Origin of the sequence: Streptosporangium sp. NPDC002544 (genome assembly GCF_040295965.1) — a bacterium.
Lineage (GTDB): Bacteria > Actinomycetota > Actinomycetes > Streptosporangiales > Streptosporangiaceae > Streptosporangium.
Genome location: NZ_JBEOWJ010000001.1, coordinates 318,922 through 333,878 on the forward strand (window position 1 = coordinate 318,922; position 14,957 = coordinate 333,878).

General features: G+C 71.2%; 9 protein-coding genes and 1 pseudogene. 6 read left to right on the forward strand and 4 right to left on the reverse strand.

Annotation, left to right across the window (positions count from 1 at the left end):
• Window positions 1-41 precede the first annotated feature (41 nt).
• Window positions 42-929 (reverse strand): hypothetical protein, encoded by an 888-nt coding sequence (locus ABT061_RS01550; protein WP_350911471.1) that lies wholly within the window; start codon window positions 927-929, stop codon window positions 42-44.
• A complete protein-coding gene (locus ABT061_RS01555) occupies window positions 913-1,503 on the reverse strand; it encodes an RNA polymerase sigma factor (RefSeq protein ID WP_350911472.1) in 591 nt (196 codons plus the stop codon). The genes ABT061_RS01550 and ABT061_RS01555 overlap by 17 nt, the downstream gene beginning before the upstream one ends.
• Window positions 1,504-1,686: 183 nt before the next feature.
• Between ABT061_RS01555 and ABT061_RS01560 the strand changes: the two genes are divergently transcribed.
• From ABT061_RS01560 to ABT061_RS48300, 3 genes and pseudogenes are all read left to right on the forward strand, one after another.
• On the forward strand, window positions 1,687-3,438 hold the full coding sequence (locus ABT061_RS01560) for a glycerol-3-phosphate dehydrogenase/oxidase (RefSeq protein ID WP_350911474.1): 1,752 nt from the start codon (window positions 1,687-1,689) through the stop codon (window positions 3,436-3,438).
• A 659-nt stretch (window positions 3,439-4,097) separates the two neighbouring features.
• Window positions 4,098-4,526: a hypothetical protein gene (locus tag ABT061_RS01565; protein WP_350911476.1), complete on the forward strand. Its 429-nt coding sequence runs from the start codon at window positions 4,098-4,100 to the stop codon at window positions 4,524-4,526.
• 116 nt (window positions 4,527-4,642) lie between these two features.
• Window positions 4,643-4,890: pseudogene (locus ABT061_RS48300) on the forward strand (IS982 family transposase); the annotation flags it as partial.
• Window positions 4,891-4,910: 20 nt separating this feature from the next.
• Here the strand turns inward: ABT061_RS48300 and ABT061_RS01570 are convergent.
• On the reverse strand, window positions 4,911-7,817 hold the full coding sequence (locus tag ABT061_RS01570) for a M36 family metallopeptidase (RefSeq protein WP_350911478.1): 2,907 nt from the start codon (window positions 7,815-7,817) through the stop codon (window positions 4,911-4,913).
• Between the two features lie 187 nt (window positions 7,818-8,004).
• Window positions 8,005-10,059 (reverse strand): beta-propeller domain-containing protein, encoded by a 2,055-nt coding sequence (locus ABT061_RS01575; protein ID WP_350911480.1) that lies wholly within the window; start codon window positions 10,057-10,059, stop codon window positions 8,005-8,007.
• An 89-nt stretch (window positions 10,060-10,148) separates the two neighbouring features.
• Here ABT061_RS01575 and ABT061_RS01580 point away from each other — a divergent pair, with 89 nt between their 5' ends.
• The 3 genes from ABT061_RS01580 (at window position 10,149) to ABT061_RS01590 (ending at window position 14,922) form a co-directional block, all read left to right on the forward strand.
• Complete coding sequence (locus ABT061_RS01580; RefSeq protein WP_350911482.1) at window positions 10,149-11,714, forward strand: succinic semialdehyde dehydrogenase; 1,566 nt, start codon at window positions 10,149-10,151, stop codon at window positions 11,712-11,714.
• A gap of 66 nt (window positions 11,715-11,780) precedes the next feature.
• Window positions 11,781-13,472, forward strand: coding sequence for a GMC oxidoreductase (locus tag ABT061_RS01585; RefSeq protein WP_350911484.1), 1,692 nt, complete (start codon window positions 11,781-11,783; stop codon window positions 13,470-13,472).
• Window positions 13,473-13,542: 70 nt separating this feature from the next.
• Window positions 13,543-14,922 (forward strand): pyridoxal phosphate-dependent decarboxylase family protein, encoded by a 1,380-nt coding sequence (locus ABT061_RS01590; RefSeq protein ID WP_350911486.1) that lies wholly within the window; start codon window positions 13,543-13,545, stop codon window positions 14,920-14,922.
• The last annotated feature ends 35 nt before the right edge of the window (window positions 14,923-14,957 follow it).

Below are 14,957 nucleotides of genomic sequence, written 5' to 3' on the forward strand. Positions count from 1 at the left end.
TTCACCGTGAGCGTTTCCGCCGTGAGCGCGAAGGCGGGAAGTCATGGCCGGTGGGTCGCGCGGGCGCGGCGGATCGGCTCACCCGTGCCCGCCGCGATCACGGCGGCCAGGAGGAGGGCCAGGGCGAGGGCGACCGTGGCCGGGGTGGTCGTCCAGAGGGGTCGGAAGACGTCGATCACGGGAAGTTCGGTGGTGGTGCACAGGGCGTAGGCAGTCCACACGGCCAACCCGCTGCTCATCGCGCCGGTAGGGTTCCAGCACACCGAGAGTAACAGGGTGAACGCCGCGAGCAGCACCATGGGCCCCAGCCACGACATGATCAGCGACGTCAGCCCCGCGGGGGCGGCCCCCCGCGATGACAGCACCGTCGAGGCGGCCAGCGCCAGAACCAGGTCGTAGCCGAACACCAGTGTCACCCGGGCCAGCAGGATGACGCGCGGTGACGTCGGCGTGACGGCGACCAGTTCGAAGGCGTCGTCGTGCCCGGGGCCGTACGATGCGGCGGCGCCGACCATGGCGATCAGCGAGGCGGCGAGGGCGAGCAGGGGCCCCGCGTCCGGGCCCTTGGTCAGGGTGAAGAACACGCTGATCACCACGGTCACCACGGAGACCAGCCAGATCATCGGGTGCACGAGCCGGGCCTCCATCGCCAGCAGGGCCCGCGCCCTGTGCAGCCCCCGTACGGCCGCTTCCAGGTGTGGTGACGAGGTCCTCTGCGATGGCCGTGACGCCCGTGACACCCCTGACGGCTCCGGCGCGGCCGGGGCCTCCAAGCCGTCGAGAGCGGCCCTCATCAGGGCGGCGCGCACGATCTCGGGGCCGGGCGGCGGCGGGATGTCGTCGCGGATCTCCCGCAGCTCGGGCCAGTCGTGGATTTCCGCGAGCTGGGGCCGGTCGTGGGGTTCTGTTGGCTCAGGACGGTTGTTCATCGAGGCACCCCCTCAGGGTCGCTCGGGCGTGGTGCAGGCGGCTTTTCACCGTGCCGACCGGGATTTCCAGCACTTCGGCGATCTCCCGGTGGCTCAGGTCGTCGAGGAAGGCGAGTACTACCACCTCGCGTTGGGCCAGCGGCAGCCGGGCCAGCGCCGCCCGCACCCGGTCGTCGCCCACGGCCAGCTCCTCGGGGCCCGGCAGCGGATCGGCCCCGTCGGACGGTTCGGCCGCCAGGGGAGGCGGGACGCCGCGCAGTCGGTTGTGCGCCTGCCTGCGCGCCACCCCGAACAGCCAGGTGCTGACGCTGGAGCGGCTCTGGTAGGTGCCCGCCGAGCGCCACACGGCCAGCAGCGTGTCCTGGAGGATCTCCTCGGCCGTGCCCCGATCCCCGGCGAGCCGGTAGATGAAGGCGAACAGCGGCCTGGCGTACCGCTCGTACAGCTCGGTCAGCGCGCCCGCGTCGCCGTCGGCCACCCTGGCCAGCACGCAGGTGTCGTCCTCCCGCGTGCCGGCACGCCGACGTGCGGCGCCGAACCAGCGCGGTGCCATCCTCTCGGTTCCCCCGTCCACGCCAGGTGGGTAGCGTCGGCCTCGGCCCGGGGTTCAATCGAACTTTGAGGATCGTTTTCCCAATGTAAATGGGGATATAGCGTGAATCTCGTCCGCCGCTTCCTACTGGTCAGTAATGGTGCCTAGGGTAGATGGGTAGATATACCGCGTAAGGCGACAAGTCGCACCCCAGGGGGTTGCAGGATGACGGCGCGAATGGGCACCGCACGGCTCGGTCCTGCCGAGCGGTCCGCCGCACTGGCGCAGCTGAGCGCCGAGGAACTCGACGTGGTGGTGATCGGAGGCGGAGTCGTCGGAGCGGGGGTCGCGCTGGACGCGGCGACCCGGGGGTTGTCGGTCGGGCTGCTGGAGGCGCGCGACTTCGCCTCGGGCACCTCGTCCAGATCCTCCAAGCTCATCCACGGGGGGTTGCGCTACCTGGAACAGCTCAACTTCGAGCTGGTCAGGGAGGCGCTCCAGGAGCGGGCCCTGCTGCTGCAACGGATCGCCCCGCACCTGGTGCGGCCGGTGCCCTTCCTGTTCCCGCTCAAGCACACGGGCTGGGAGCGGCCCTATGTCGGCGCGGGCCTGGTGCTGTACGACACGATGGGCTTCTCCGCCGGCCTCACCCGGGGCGTGCCCGGCCATCGGCACCTGTCGCGTACCAGGGCGCTGCGGCTCGCGCCCGCGCTGCGGAAGTCGGCGTTCTCCGGCGCGGTGCAGTACTGGGACGCCCAGGTCGACGATGCCCGCTACGTCATGACCATGCTGCGGACCGCGTCCACCTACGGGGCCAACGTCGCCTCGCGGGCGCAGGTGGTGGGCTTCCTCCGCGAGGGGGAGCGGGTCACCGGCGTCCGGGTGCGTGATCTGGAAAGCGGCCGTGAGCTGGACGTACGGGCCCGCCAGGTGGTCAACGCCACCGGCGTGTGGACCGACGACATCCAGGAGTTGGTCGGCGGGCGCGGGCAGATCCACGTGCGCGCCTCCAAGGGCATCCATCTGGTGGTGCCGCGCGACCGGATCCACTCGCTCACTGGGATCATCCTGCGCACCGAGAAGTCGGTGCTGTTCGTCATCCCCTGGGGCCGTCACTGGATCATCGGCACCACCGACACCGCGTGGGAGCTGGACCGGGCACACCCGGCGGCGTCGCGGTCGGACATCGACTACATCCTCGACCACGTGAACGAGGTGCTCTCGGTCCCGCTCACCCACGAGGACGTCGAGGGCGTCTACGCGGGGCTGCGCCCGTTGCTGTCGGGGGAGTCCGAGGAGACCTCCAAGCTCTCCCGCGAGCACGTGGTGGCCCACCCGGTCCCGGGGCTGGTCATGGTGGCCGGAGGGAAATACACGACATATCGCGTTATGGCGAAGGATGCGGTGGACGCGGTGGCGCACGGCCTGGACCAGCGGGTCCCGCCCTCCTGCACCGACCGCGTTCCGCTGGCCGGGGCCGAGGGCTACCAGGCGCTGTGGAACTCCCGGCAGCGGCTGGCCCACTCCTCCGGGCTGCACGTGGCCAGGATCGAACACCTGCTCCAGCGGTACGGCTCGATGATCGACGAGGTGCTGGAGCTGATCGAGCGGGACCCGTCGCTGGCCAAACCGCTGGCCGGAGCGGACGACTACCTCCGGGCGGAGGTGGTCTACGCGGCCACCCACGAGGGGGCCAGGCACGTGAACGACGTGCTGACCCGGCGCACGCACATCTCGATCGAGACCTTCCACCGCGGCGTGGCCGTGGTCGAGGAGGCCGCCCAGCTGCTCGCCGGGCCGCTGGGCTGGGACGCCGAGCAGATCAAGCGTGAGGTGGAGTACTACACCAAGCGCGTCGAGTCGGAGCGACTCTCCCAGGAACAGGACACCGACCAGGAGGCCGACGCCATCCGCCTCGGCGCCCCGGAGATCGTGCCGGTGGCCGGACCGGACGTCCAGCCGGTCCACCCGATCTAGGCCCTGTCCTGCGGATCTTGCCGTGGCGAGGATCGGTCAGGTGGTGTCTCGCAAGGCGGAGGAGGGAGCCGCAGCGTGCTGCGGTGACCGACGACAACGCGGCGAGGCGCCGCCTGACCGACCGCAGTAGGCAAAAGGTCCGCAGGACAGGGCCTAAGCCGATGTGACCGTCCGGAGCGCGCCTCAACGCCGGACACCAGCCCGCGGACCGCGCGGTCACGCAAGCCGCCGTGTCGGGGCCAGGGTGGTCCCGGGCCGGCACGGGCGTAGATCGGGCGCAGCCCTCAGCAGATCGTCCACACGCACCTAGAGCACGGTTGCCAGGGTGTCCGTCTCGGCTGTCACGAACCGGGCGCGCACCCCCTCGTCCGCTCTCCGCGGCCATGCCTTTGTGCCACCACCTCTGAACATCGGTCACGGGGAGGGGTGCGGGCGAACCTCCGCGCGGGTGGTCGGCCTGGGCCGGCCGACACGGTTCCGGCGACGCCCACCGTGGCCGTCGCGGTCACCGCCGGACCCTATCCGGTCGTGATCCATGTCACAGTCCAACCAGATGAGAACCCACGGCGGTCCCGCCGGCTACTCACCGAGTAGATCCCGAAACGACAAGGGATCATCACGGCCGTACGGGCCGGAGAGACTTTCACAAAGGAGCCACCGTGAACAAGAAAATGATCGCTGCGATCGTCGGGGCGAGCTTGACGGTCGGGGTTCTCGGACTGGGTGCCGGCAGCGCGTTCGCCAGCGACAAGGTCGGCGCGACCGGCAAGATCGCAGCCGAGGCGGCGGCGCCGAAGCCGCCGAAGGGGGCCAGGGCCGTCGTCCAGGTCAGCCCCAACCCCACCGCCAAGCGAGGCGAGGAGCTGACGATCACCGGCCACTGCGGCGGGGGTAAGGGGCTCAAGGCCGTGGTCAGCGGCGCGTATGGCGGCGTGCCGTCGCTGGAGAACATCCGTATCATCGACGACAACCCGAAGGGATTCGTGGCCAAGGCGACCCTTTCCCACAAGATCGGCAATGGTGTCGGCCCCGTCTTCGTCGACTGCGGCGGCGAGGCCGGCGTGACCCTCCTGGTCACCCACGTCTGATCCGATCCTTCCCGCACGGGTCTGTGAGCAGGAGACGAACCATGGGCTCGTCGCGGCCTGGGTAGCCCCAGGACCTGGGCTTGTCCGCCGGCGCTCCGGCTTCTTCGGGGAGTGATCTGCCGCGGCCCGCCCGCGAGGACGAACCTTCGCGAGCGGGCCGCGGTCGTGCACACCGTTGCGTCAGGTCGAGTCGGTCGATCAGACCGTGAAGGGCCGACTCGACCTGGAACGCCACAGTGGTCGTACTCCTGAGGGAGTGATCATCCGCATCCCGCGATGTTTTCTCGCGCTGACCGCCGTTTCGTGGCACGACCACACCACCGGCCAGGCCGCACCGCGCTCACGGACCACCTACGATCACTGATTCCCCTTGGACTCGATCACTTAGCGGGTGAAGGCCTGGAACTCGGCGGCGCGCAGCTGGTCCCTGGCGGGGCTGGCGGTGCCGCAGTCGGTGGCGGAGTTGGGGTCGGCGTCCTGCTCACCGGCGTAGAGCGGGTTGCCGGTGCACTGGGTGGAGACGGCCCGCAGGGTCAGGTGGGTCGCGGTGGTCGTCGGGATCTTGAAGGACTTGATGAGCAGGTCGGCGCCCCGGGGGCGCGGCAGGCGGGTCTGGAAGGCGTCGGCGGGGCTGGTGTAGACGACCGAGAAGGACGCGGGCGAGGAACAGTCCTTCTTGGTGGCGTCGCAGGCCAGGACCTCGAAGGCGCGCAGGGCGCTGAAGCGGTTCTGGCCACCGGGGTCGGCCGAGTCGTTGACGCTGGGCCGGAGCATGGCGCTGACCTGCACCCGGCGGACCTTCACCGGGGCGGTCCCGGCCAGGTCCACGGTGACGGTCTTACCCTTGACCGGTCCGGTGAGCGAGGCCCAGTTCGTCGCCTCGGTCTCGTCGATCAGCTTGCCGTGGTTGACGCCGTCACCCGTCGCCGTGGCGCCGAGCGCCGCGGAGGCGACGTTCTTCGGCACCGCCAGCGGCAGCGGCAGCTTCACGCCGGGCAGCACCGCGTGCTTCACCCGGGTGTGCCCGAACCCGTTGCCCACGACCACGAAGTCGTAGACCCCCGGGGTCATCTCGACGGTGTCGCCGAGCTCGGTCGCCGGGTCGGTGTCGGCCACCGGCACGACGCGGCCCTCGTAGTCGCCGACGTACAGCCGAAGCGCCGCGTCCTTGGCCTCGGCCAACGGCTTGAGCTGGAGCTTCCCGTTCTTCCCGGTGGGGTCGACGAAGCTCGGCGTCGGATCGGGGTCGTTCGGCCCGGTGCTCGCCGCACCCTGGCCGAGGCCGTGCTCGGCGAACGCCCGCCACATGATCGCCTGGTTGGCGCCGCCGAACCGGATGGCGTCGGCCGCGAGCAGCGCGTCGCGGTGGTCGACGTAGCTGACCGCGCCGGAGGCCATCAGCAGCAGCGCGTCGAAGGAGACCTGCGCCCAGCGGCGGTTGCCCGGGCACTGGTCGAGCGGGGTCTGGCCGTCGGCGCACGCCTTCTGCTTGGCCGGGGTGCCCTCGCCGTACTTCTTCAGGAACGCCTTGCGCACGTCGTACTGGGTCGCCGACCAGATCTCGCCGTCGGCGTGCACCTGCTGGCCGACGAGGTCGTAGGCGATGTCGCTGTAGTTCAGCGGTGAGGTGGCCATGTCGTAGTTGCGGATGCCCGCCTTCTTGTCGCCGGTGACGTAGCCGCCGGTGACGGAAGGGGTGTCGCCCGCGGGGCGGAAGCCGTACTCGGCGAGATACTCCATCGCGAACAGGTCGGAGGTGCTCTCGTTCATGGCCCCGGCCTGGGCGCCGCTCCACCCGGCGTTCGGGCCGGCGATCATGCGGCCGGAGATCGCGTGGGTGTACTCGTGCCCGATCACCGACATGTCGTAGTCGCCGTCCACGCAGGGGGAGTAGAACGAGCCCGCGATCGGCTGCCACAGGTACATGTTGGTGATGGGGGCGATCCCGTCGGGACCGGTGATCTGGTTGGCGTTGTCGCGCACGCTGAGCACCCGGGCACCCGCCTGCGCGTTGCCCTGCTCGGGGTCGCCGCCGAGACCGCCGCGCCCGCCGTTGTCGTTCTGCATGTTCCAGGCGGTCTCGGTGAACCCGAGCCGGTAGGACCAGTCGTGCATGCGGTTGTGCATGACGTGCAGGTTGGTCATGGCGGCTTCGAGGTCGGCCTCGCCGGGCTCGTCCAGCGCCGCCGGGTCACACTTGGCGGTGTACCACCTGTTGGTCCACGGATAGGCGTACTGGCGGTTCGGCGTGGCCACGTTGCTCCGGGTGCCCACCGAGAACGCGTCGCCGCTGGCGCGGTTCTCCACGGTCTTGGCGGCGTTGCCGACGCTGGTGCTCGTCGAGGTGTCCGTGGCGTGGGTCAGGTCCCAGGCCTTGCCGGTGGCCGGGTCGGCCCCGACCAGGTCGCAGCCGGGGCCCGCGGCGGGGCACCAGGTCTTGCGGGTGTCGGTGGAGGAGTAGTCGCCCGGCGGGTTGGCGGGGAACGCCTTCCAGGTGGGGTCGTCGGGCGCGCTGTGGTGGTCCACCAGGTTCTCGCGGGTCAGGATCTCGCCGCTGACCGCGTCGACGTGTGTGGTGTACGCGGCCGGTTCACCCTCGCCGCCGCCGATCAGGACGACCTGGAACGCGTTGTGCGTCCCGTCGGGGGCGGGCACCGCCGTGGCGGTGGCCTTCTTGACGGTGGCCGTGGCCAGGTCGATCCCGCCGTCCCTGGCCGCGATCTCCAGCGCCTGCTGCTCGGTGAGCCTGGCGGCGGGAGGGGCCTCGGAGGAGCGGGAGAGCGTCGAGGTGACGTGCAGGACCTTGCCGTCCTTCACGCCGACCGCGACCTGCCCGTCCACGCCCGCGGGCAGGTCGCCGAACCTCTGCCTGAGCAGTACGGCGTACCCGTCCCCTATCGGGTTGACGGCGATCTTCTCCAGCGCGTCCACCGCCTCGCCGGAGAGGCCGAAGAGGTTCTCGTTCGCTTTGAGATAGGCCCGCGCGGCCTGTTCGGGGTCGGTGCCGAGGCCCTCGGCGAGGGGAGCGGAGCCGGTGACGACGGCGGGGGTGCCGAGGGCGTTCCACCGGATCGTCGCGGCGCTCGCCGCCGACCTGGAGAGCGAGGCCGGGGGCGCGACGCTGCCGCGCCGGTTGTCCAGGTCGGGCTTGGCGCCCTGTTCGGCCTGGAAGTCGTGGGCCTTGGGGGGCTGGGCGCCGGGTTCGCTCTGGGCGATTCCCGGCAGCGGAAGGGCGAGCGCCGCGGTCGCGGCGGCGATGACGGTGATGCGTAACCAGGGTCTGGTCGACACCGATCCTCCTGCGGAGAGATGGCCGTCGTTGGCCATGCCACACGCGGATCACGTGTGTTGCGCAAGAGGTAACACTTATTCAAGTGTCATGACAAGATCTTGTAAAGGCTGACATGTCGGTGTAATAGGGACGTTCAGCGCGCCCCCGCCGGTGGGGCGGGGGCGCGGGGCGGGTGCTTTCGAAAGGTCAGGAGAAGGGAATCCAGGCCTGGTCGGCCAGGTCCTTCAGGTCGCTGACCTTGAGGCCGAGGTCGGAGACCGTCCACAGGCTGTCGCCGATCACGACCGAGCGGCGGATGCCCGGGTCGTAGGGGGCGAAGCGGGTGTCGTTGACCGGCTTGGGCTTGGGGTGGACGATCGTGCCGGTCCTGGTGATCGCGGAATCACCGATGTTGAGGACCAGGGCGACCCCGTTGGTCTGCTCGGTGCCCGTCCAGGAGTTCAGCGGGAGGACCGCCGTCCCGGTCTTGGCCCAGTACAGGAAGGCGTGCGGGTCCCACTCGGCCTCGGAACCCGAGTCCTTCTGGAACATCTGCGACAGGCGGCGCGGGTCGGCCGGATCGCTGACGTCGAACAGGGAGACCTGGGTGCCGAGCGTGCGGCCCTTCTCGCTGGCCTCCTGGCCCACGCCGATCAGCCGCCCGTCACCCGCCGGGTGCAGGTAGGCCGAGTAGCCGGTGATCTTCAACTCGCCGGTCTTCCTCGGCGCCGCCGGGTCGCGCAGGTCGAGCGTGTAGAGCGGGTCCACCTGCTTGAACGTCACCACGTAGCCGACGGGGCCGATGAAGCGGACCGAGTAGATCCGCTCGCCCAGCCCCAGATCGCCGACCCTGCCGGTCTCGGCCAGGGTGCCGGCGTTGAGCACGTAGACGGCGCTGGAGCTGTCCTGCCCGACGGTCGAGGTGGTGGCGACCCGCAGGTGCCCCTCGTGCTCGGACAGGGAGTACTGGTTGAGCAGCCTGCCCGGCACCTTGCCCGAGGCGACGTAGCGGGGGGCTCCGGCCACGGTGATGTCGAACCGGTGGACCTCGGTCTCCTCCGGAGGCTCCTCCGGTGTCGCCGTCGGTGTCGGCGAGACGGTGTCACTCGGCGTGGGGGTCGGGGCCGGTTCCGGGAGCAGGGTCGGAGCGGGGTCCAGGCTCGAGACGGCGGCCGGGGTCGCGGCGACCGTGGGAGTGGCGGCCGGGGCCTCCTCGACGATCGCCGGTTCGATCGGCCTGGGCCACCACCAGTGCGGGTTGCTGGTCACGTACAGGCTGGAGCCCGTCCCGTAGACGGTGTCGCCGTCGGCGGCCACGCTGATCGGGGCCGTCTCGGCGAGCGCCTGCGACAGGTCGAGGGTGTGCACCGTCAGCATCGACGTCCCGGTGTACTCCGCGGGGTGGCTGACCCGCTCGCAGTCGACGGTGTGGTCCGAGGTGACGCCGGTCGCCGACGTCAGTTCGTACTTCGGCAGCCACGCCTCGATCGGTGCCCTGGCGACGACCTCCGTGTTCCGCCGGGTGCGCTCGTTGTCCGAGATGTCGGACCCGGTGTCGGGGAAGTCGATCCGCGGCTGGCTGCGGACCACGATCCGTACCGTCGAGCCGACCATCCTGGCATCCACGTGGGAGCCGTCCGGGGTGAGCGAGCCGATCACCTTCGGCTCCCCGGACAGGTCGACGAGGACGTAGCGCGGCCCCGGGCTCGGCGCGCGCTTGGCCACCGCGCCGTACGGGATGATTCCGCCGCCGGAGAAGAGCACCAGCGCCCTGTCCCCGCTGACCAGCAGGTCGGCCGGGGCCCACGCCTGCTCGGCGTCCACCAGCTTGAGCGTGCCGGTGACCTTCCTGGTCGCGCTGTCCACCACCCTGAGCACGCCGCGGTTCACGGTGATCACCCGGTCGCCGTCGGTCTTCACCAGGTCGGGCTCGTCGACCCCGGCCTCGTGCGTGTTCGTGGTGGAGTGCTCGGGCGGCGCCGCGCCGCCGACCTTGGCGGCGGCGGCGTCCGACCGCGCCTCCGCCTCCGCGTACAGGATCGGGGGGCCGCCGAGGCCCCACGGGCCGACGTTCTTCGCCGTCGCCGCGCGCAGCCCGGCCAGCATGTCGTCGCAGCCGCTGTAGGAGACCAGCCTGATGTTCCCCAACGTGACCGGTGCCGCGGGTCCGGCACCGCTCTTCGTCTCCGTAGAACTGCACGCCGTGGCGAGCAGGGCCGCGGCGAGGGTGACCGCGCCGGCTGTACGAATCGATGTCCTCATGCCACTACGACGGATCGGAAGGGGGTGTGGTTCAATGCTTCGCTACCCGTGAGTAGCCACGGCCCGCCTCCCGCGATTACCCTGCGAACATGGCCGTTCCCCCTGAAATGACACGGGCCCTCGACCCCCGCATGATCGAACGTGTCGTACCGCACGTGACCTCCGCCGGCAAGACGCAGGAGATCACGGCGCCGTTCACCGGCGAGGTGCTCGCCGAGTTGCCCATTTCCACAGCCGACGACGTCCGCGCCGCGCACGCCGCGGCGCGGGAGGCGCAGCGGGCGTGGGCGGCGCTGCCCGTGAGGGAGCGGGCCGAGCCCTTCCTCCGCCTGCACAACGCCATCCTCGACCGGCGCGAGGAGATCCTCGACGTGGTCCAGTGGGAGACCGGCAAGGCGCGCAGGCACGCCTTCGAGGAGGTGCTCGACGTCGCGGGCTGCTCCCTCTACTACGCGCGGCGGACCCCCGGCCTGCTGGAGACCAGATCGCGGGCCGGGATACTGCCGGTGGCCACCAGGACCGTCGAGGCGCGCCGGCCCCGGGGAACGGTGGCCCTGATCTCGCCGTGGAACTATCCGCTCTCGCTCGGTGTCACCGACGCCGTCCCCGCGCTGCTCGCGGGGAACGCGGTGGTCCACAAGCCCGACACCCAGACCGCGCTGTCCACGCTGTGGACCATCGACCTGCTGGTCTCCCTCGGCATGCCCCGCGAGATCTGGCAGGTCGTCCTCGGCGAACCCGCCGAGGTGAGCGACCCGCTGATCGACGGCGCCGACTACGTGGCGTTCACCGGCTCCACCCGGGCCGGCCGGAAGATCGCCGAGGAGGCCGCCAGGCGACTGATCGGCTGCTCGCTGGAGCTCGGCGGCAAGAACCCGATGCTGGTACTCGACGACGCCGACCTCGACACCGCGACCCAGGGCGCGCTGCGCGCCTGCTTCACCAACGCGGGGCAGCTCTGCCTGTCCATCGAGCGGCTCTACGTCCACGACTCGGTGCACGACGCCTTCGTGGAGAAGTTCGTCCGGCAGGTCAGGAACATGCGGCTCGGCGCGGGACTCGACTGGAGCGTGCAGATGGGCTCGCTCTCCTCGCTGCGGCAGCTGGAGGCGGTCGGCGCCCAGGTGGACGACGCCGTCGCCAAGGGCGCCAGGGTGCTGGCCGGCGGGAAGGCCCGCCCCGACCTCGGCCCGCTGTTCTACGAGCCCACCGTCCTGACCGGCGTCGACGAGAGCATGGAGCTCTGCCGCGCCGAGACCTTCGGCCCCGTGGTCGCGATCTACCGCTTCGGCGACGACGACGAGGCGGTCGAGAAGGCGAACGACACCTCCTACGGGCTCAACGCCTCCATCTGGACCCGCGACCTGTCACGCGGGCGCGCGCTGGCCTCCCGGATCAAGGCGGGCACCGTCAACATCAACGAGGGGTACGCCTCGGCCTACGCCTCCTACGACGCGCCCATGGGCGGGATGAAGGCCTCGGGGCTCGGCCGCCGGCACGGCGCCGAGGGGCTGCTGAGGTACACCGAGGCGCAGACCGTCTCCAGCCAGGCGTCCTGGCTGGGCTTCGAGCCGATCCTCGGCATGGCGTACGAGAAGTACGCCGACACCCTCGCGGGCGCGCTCAGGGTCATGAAGGCGCTCCACCTGAAGTGAGGCATGGATCGCGCGAGGCGTCCCCGGAGGTCGTCATCGAAGGCCGTCGTCTGAGAGGGAGTCGCCGTGTTCGACCATGACGTGCTGGTGATCGGCTCCGGCTTCGGCGGGAGTGTCTCCGCGCTGCGGCTGACCGAGAAGGGCTACCGGGTCGCGGTGCTGGAGGCGGGGCGCCGCTTCGACGAGGGCACGTTCCCCAAGACCTCCTGGCGGGCCCGCGACTTCCTGTGGGCGCCGGGGCTGGGCATGAAGGGCATCCAGCGCATCCACCTGCTCCGCGGCCAGAAGGGCACCGGCGTCATGGTCCTGGCGGGTGCCGGGGTCGGCGGGGGCTCCCTGGTCTACGCCAACACCCTCTACGAGCCGCCGGAGATGTTCTTCCAGGATGCCCAGTGGTCGGGCATCACCGACTGGAAGGCCGAGCTCGCCCCCTACTACGACCAGGCCAGGCGGATGCTGGGTGTGGTGCTCAACCCGACGGTCACCAGGGCCGACGAGGTGATGCGCACCGTCGCCGAGCGGATGGGCGTGGGCGACACCTTCCACCTGGCCCCGGTCGGCGTCTTCTTCGGCCCTCCGGGCGTCGAGGTGGACGACCCCTACTTCGGGGGCGCGGGGCCACGCCGCAGGGGCTGCACCGAGTGCGGCGAGTGCATGACGGGCTGCCGCCACGGGGCCAAGAACATGCTGGTCAAGAACTACCTCTACCTGGCGGAGGGGGCTGGGGCCACGGTCCTGCCCGAGACCACGGTCACCTCGGTCGTCCCGGCCGGCGGCGGCTACCGGGTCGAGACGCACCGGACGGGCGCGCCCTGGCGCCGCCGCGCGTTCACCGCCGAGCACGTGATCTTCGCGGCGGGGACGTACGGCACCCAGCGCCTGCTGCACCGGCTCAAGGCCACCGGGACCCTGCCCCGGCTCTCCGACCGGCTGGGCACCCTCACCAGGACCAACTCCGAGGCCCTGCTCGGCTTCGAGCGCCCGTCGGTCAAGGGGGAGAAGCTCAACCACGGGGTGGCGATCACCTCCTCCATCCATCCCGACGCCCACACGCACATCGAGCCGGTCCGCTACGGTGACGGTTCCAACGCGATGGGCCTGCTCCGCACCCTGCTCATCGACGGCGGCGGAGCGCCGCGCTGGCTCAAGTTCCTCGGCGAGGCCCTGCGCAGGCCCCACCTGGTGCCGAGGCTGTTCGACCACCGCCGCTGGTCCGAGCGCACGATCATCGCGCTGGTCATGCAGGCCAAGGACAACTCGATCACCCTGTCCATACGCAGGGGGCTCTTCGGCCGCAGGCTCCGCTCAGGGCGAGGCCACGGCGAGCCCAACCCCACCTGGCTGCCCGCCGGGCACGAGTTCGTCCGGCACGCGGCCGAGGAGATCGGCGGCATGCCGGGCGGCACCTGGCTCGACCTGTTCGACATCCCGGCCACCGCCCACTTCCTGGGCGGCTGCGCCATCGGCGCCGGGCCGGAGACCGGGGTGATCGACCCCTACCACCGCGTCCACGGCCATCCGGGCCTGCACGTCGTCGACGGCTCCGCGGTCTCCGCCAACCCCGGCGTCAATCCCTCCCTCACCATCACCGCCCAGGCCGAGCGCGCGATGGCCTTCTGGCCCAACCGGGGAGAGGCCGACCCCCGCCCCGCCCAGGGCTCCCCGTACGCCCGCCTCGCGCCCGTCGCCCCGGCGAACCCTGTCGTCCCGGCCGCCGCCCCAGGCGCCCTCCGCCTCCCCATCGTGGACATCACCTGAGGGCACTTGGTGAGGTGCGCGTTCGGCTCGGTTGGCGGGGGGTGGTGAATTCGAGCAGTATCCCGATGTGATGTGGAATGTCGAGGAGTTCGCGCGCGCGGCCGGGGTGACCGTCGATGAGCTGGCCGCCTACGTGGCGGAGAGCCAGGCGGGGGCGGCGCCGGTCATCCGGCGCAGGCCCCCGGGCGAGCTGGCCGAGCGGCTCGGGCTCGCCCGGTGGATCCGCGAGGGCGGGATGACGGCGGAGAGCCACGGGGAGTTCCTGCGCGGCTACCTCGCCGAGGGCACCCGGATGCATCACCCGGCCTACCTGGGACATCAGATCGCCGCGCCCGACTTCCCCGCCGCCCTCGCCGACTTCGTGCACGGCGCGACCAACAACCCGATGGCGGTCTACGAGATGGGCGCCTCGGCGGCGACCGTCGAGTTCGAGGTGCTGCGCTGGATGCTGGGCAAGGTCGGGTTCGGCGAGGCGGGCGGCGGGGTCCTCACCCACGGTGGCTCGCTGGCCAACCTCACCGCGCTGCTGGCCGCGCGGGCGGCGGTCGCCCCCGACGCGTGGACCGACGGCGTCCCCGGTGACCTCGCCCTGCTCGCCCCCGCCGCGGCGCACTACTCGCTCAGCCGCGCGGCCGCGATCCTCGGGCTGGGGGAGCGCGCGGTCATGCCACTGGACGTGGACGGGCTCGGCAGGGTCGACGTCGCCCGCCTGCCGGATGCCCTGGAACGGGTACGCGAGGCCGGGCGGCGGCCGATGGCCCTGGTGGCGAACGCCTGCGCGACCGGGACCGGGCTCTACGACGACCTGCGCGGGATCGGCGAGTTCTGCGCGGAGAGCGGTGTCTGGTTCCACGTGGACGGCGCCCACGGCGCCTCGGCGCTGCTGGCCGCCGAGCACCGCCACCTGCTCGACGGGATCGAACTCGCCGACTCGCTGATCTGGGACGCGCACAAGATGCTGCGTACCTCCAGCCTGGCCGCCGCGGTGCTGACCCGGCGTGAGGGCGACCTGGACGCGGCCTTCCAGCAGCGGGCCAGCTACCTGTTCTACGGGGAGCAGGGCTTCGACCTCATCGGCAGGACCGTGGAGTGCAGCAAGGCCGAGCTGGGCCTGAAGATCTTCCTCAACCTGGCCTGGCGGGGCGAGCGCGGCCTGGGCGAGCACGTCGCGCGGCAGTACGCCACCGCGCACCGCTTCTGGGAGCTGGCCCGCGAGCGGCCGGGCTTCGAGTGCCCGTACGAGCCGGAGAGCAACATCGTCTGCTTCAGGTACGGCACCGCCGACCCGGCGGACGTCCGCGAGCGCCTGATGGCGGACGGCGCCTTCCAACTGACCTCGGCGGAGATCGGCGGGGTCCGCCACCTGCGGGTGACCGTCATGGCCCCGGCCACGGACGACAAGACGCTGGAGGCACTGCTCGACCGGATCGCCGAACTGGGGAATCCCTGAATCCAGCAGGGCCGGTCCCCGGTGAACGGGTGAAT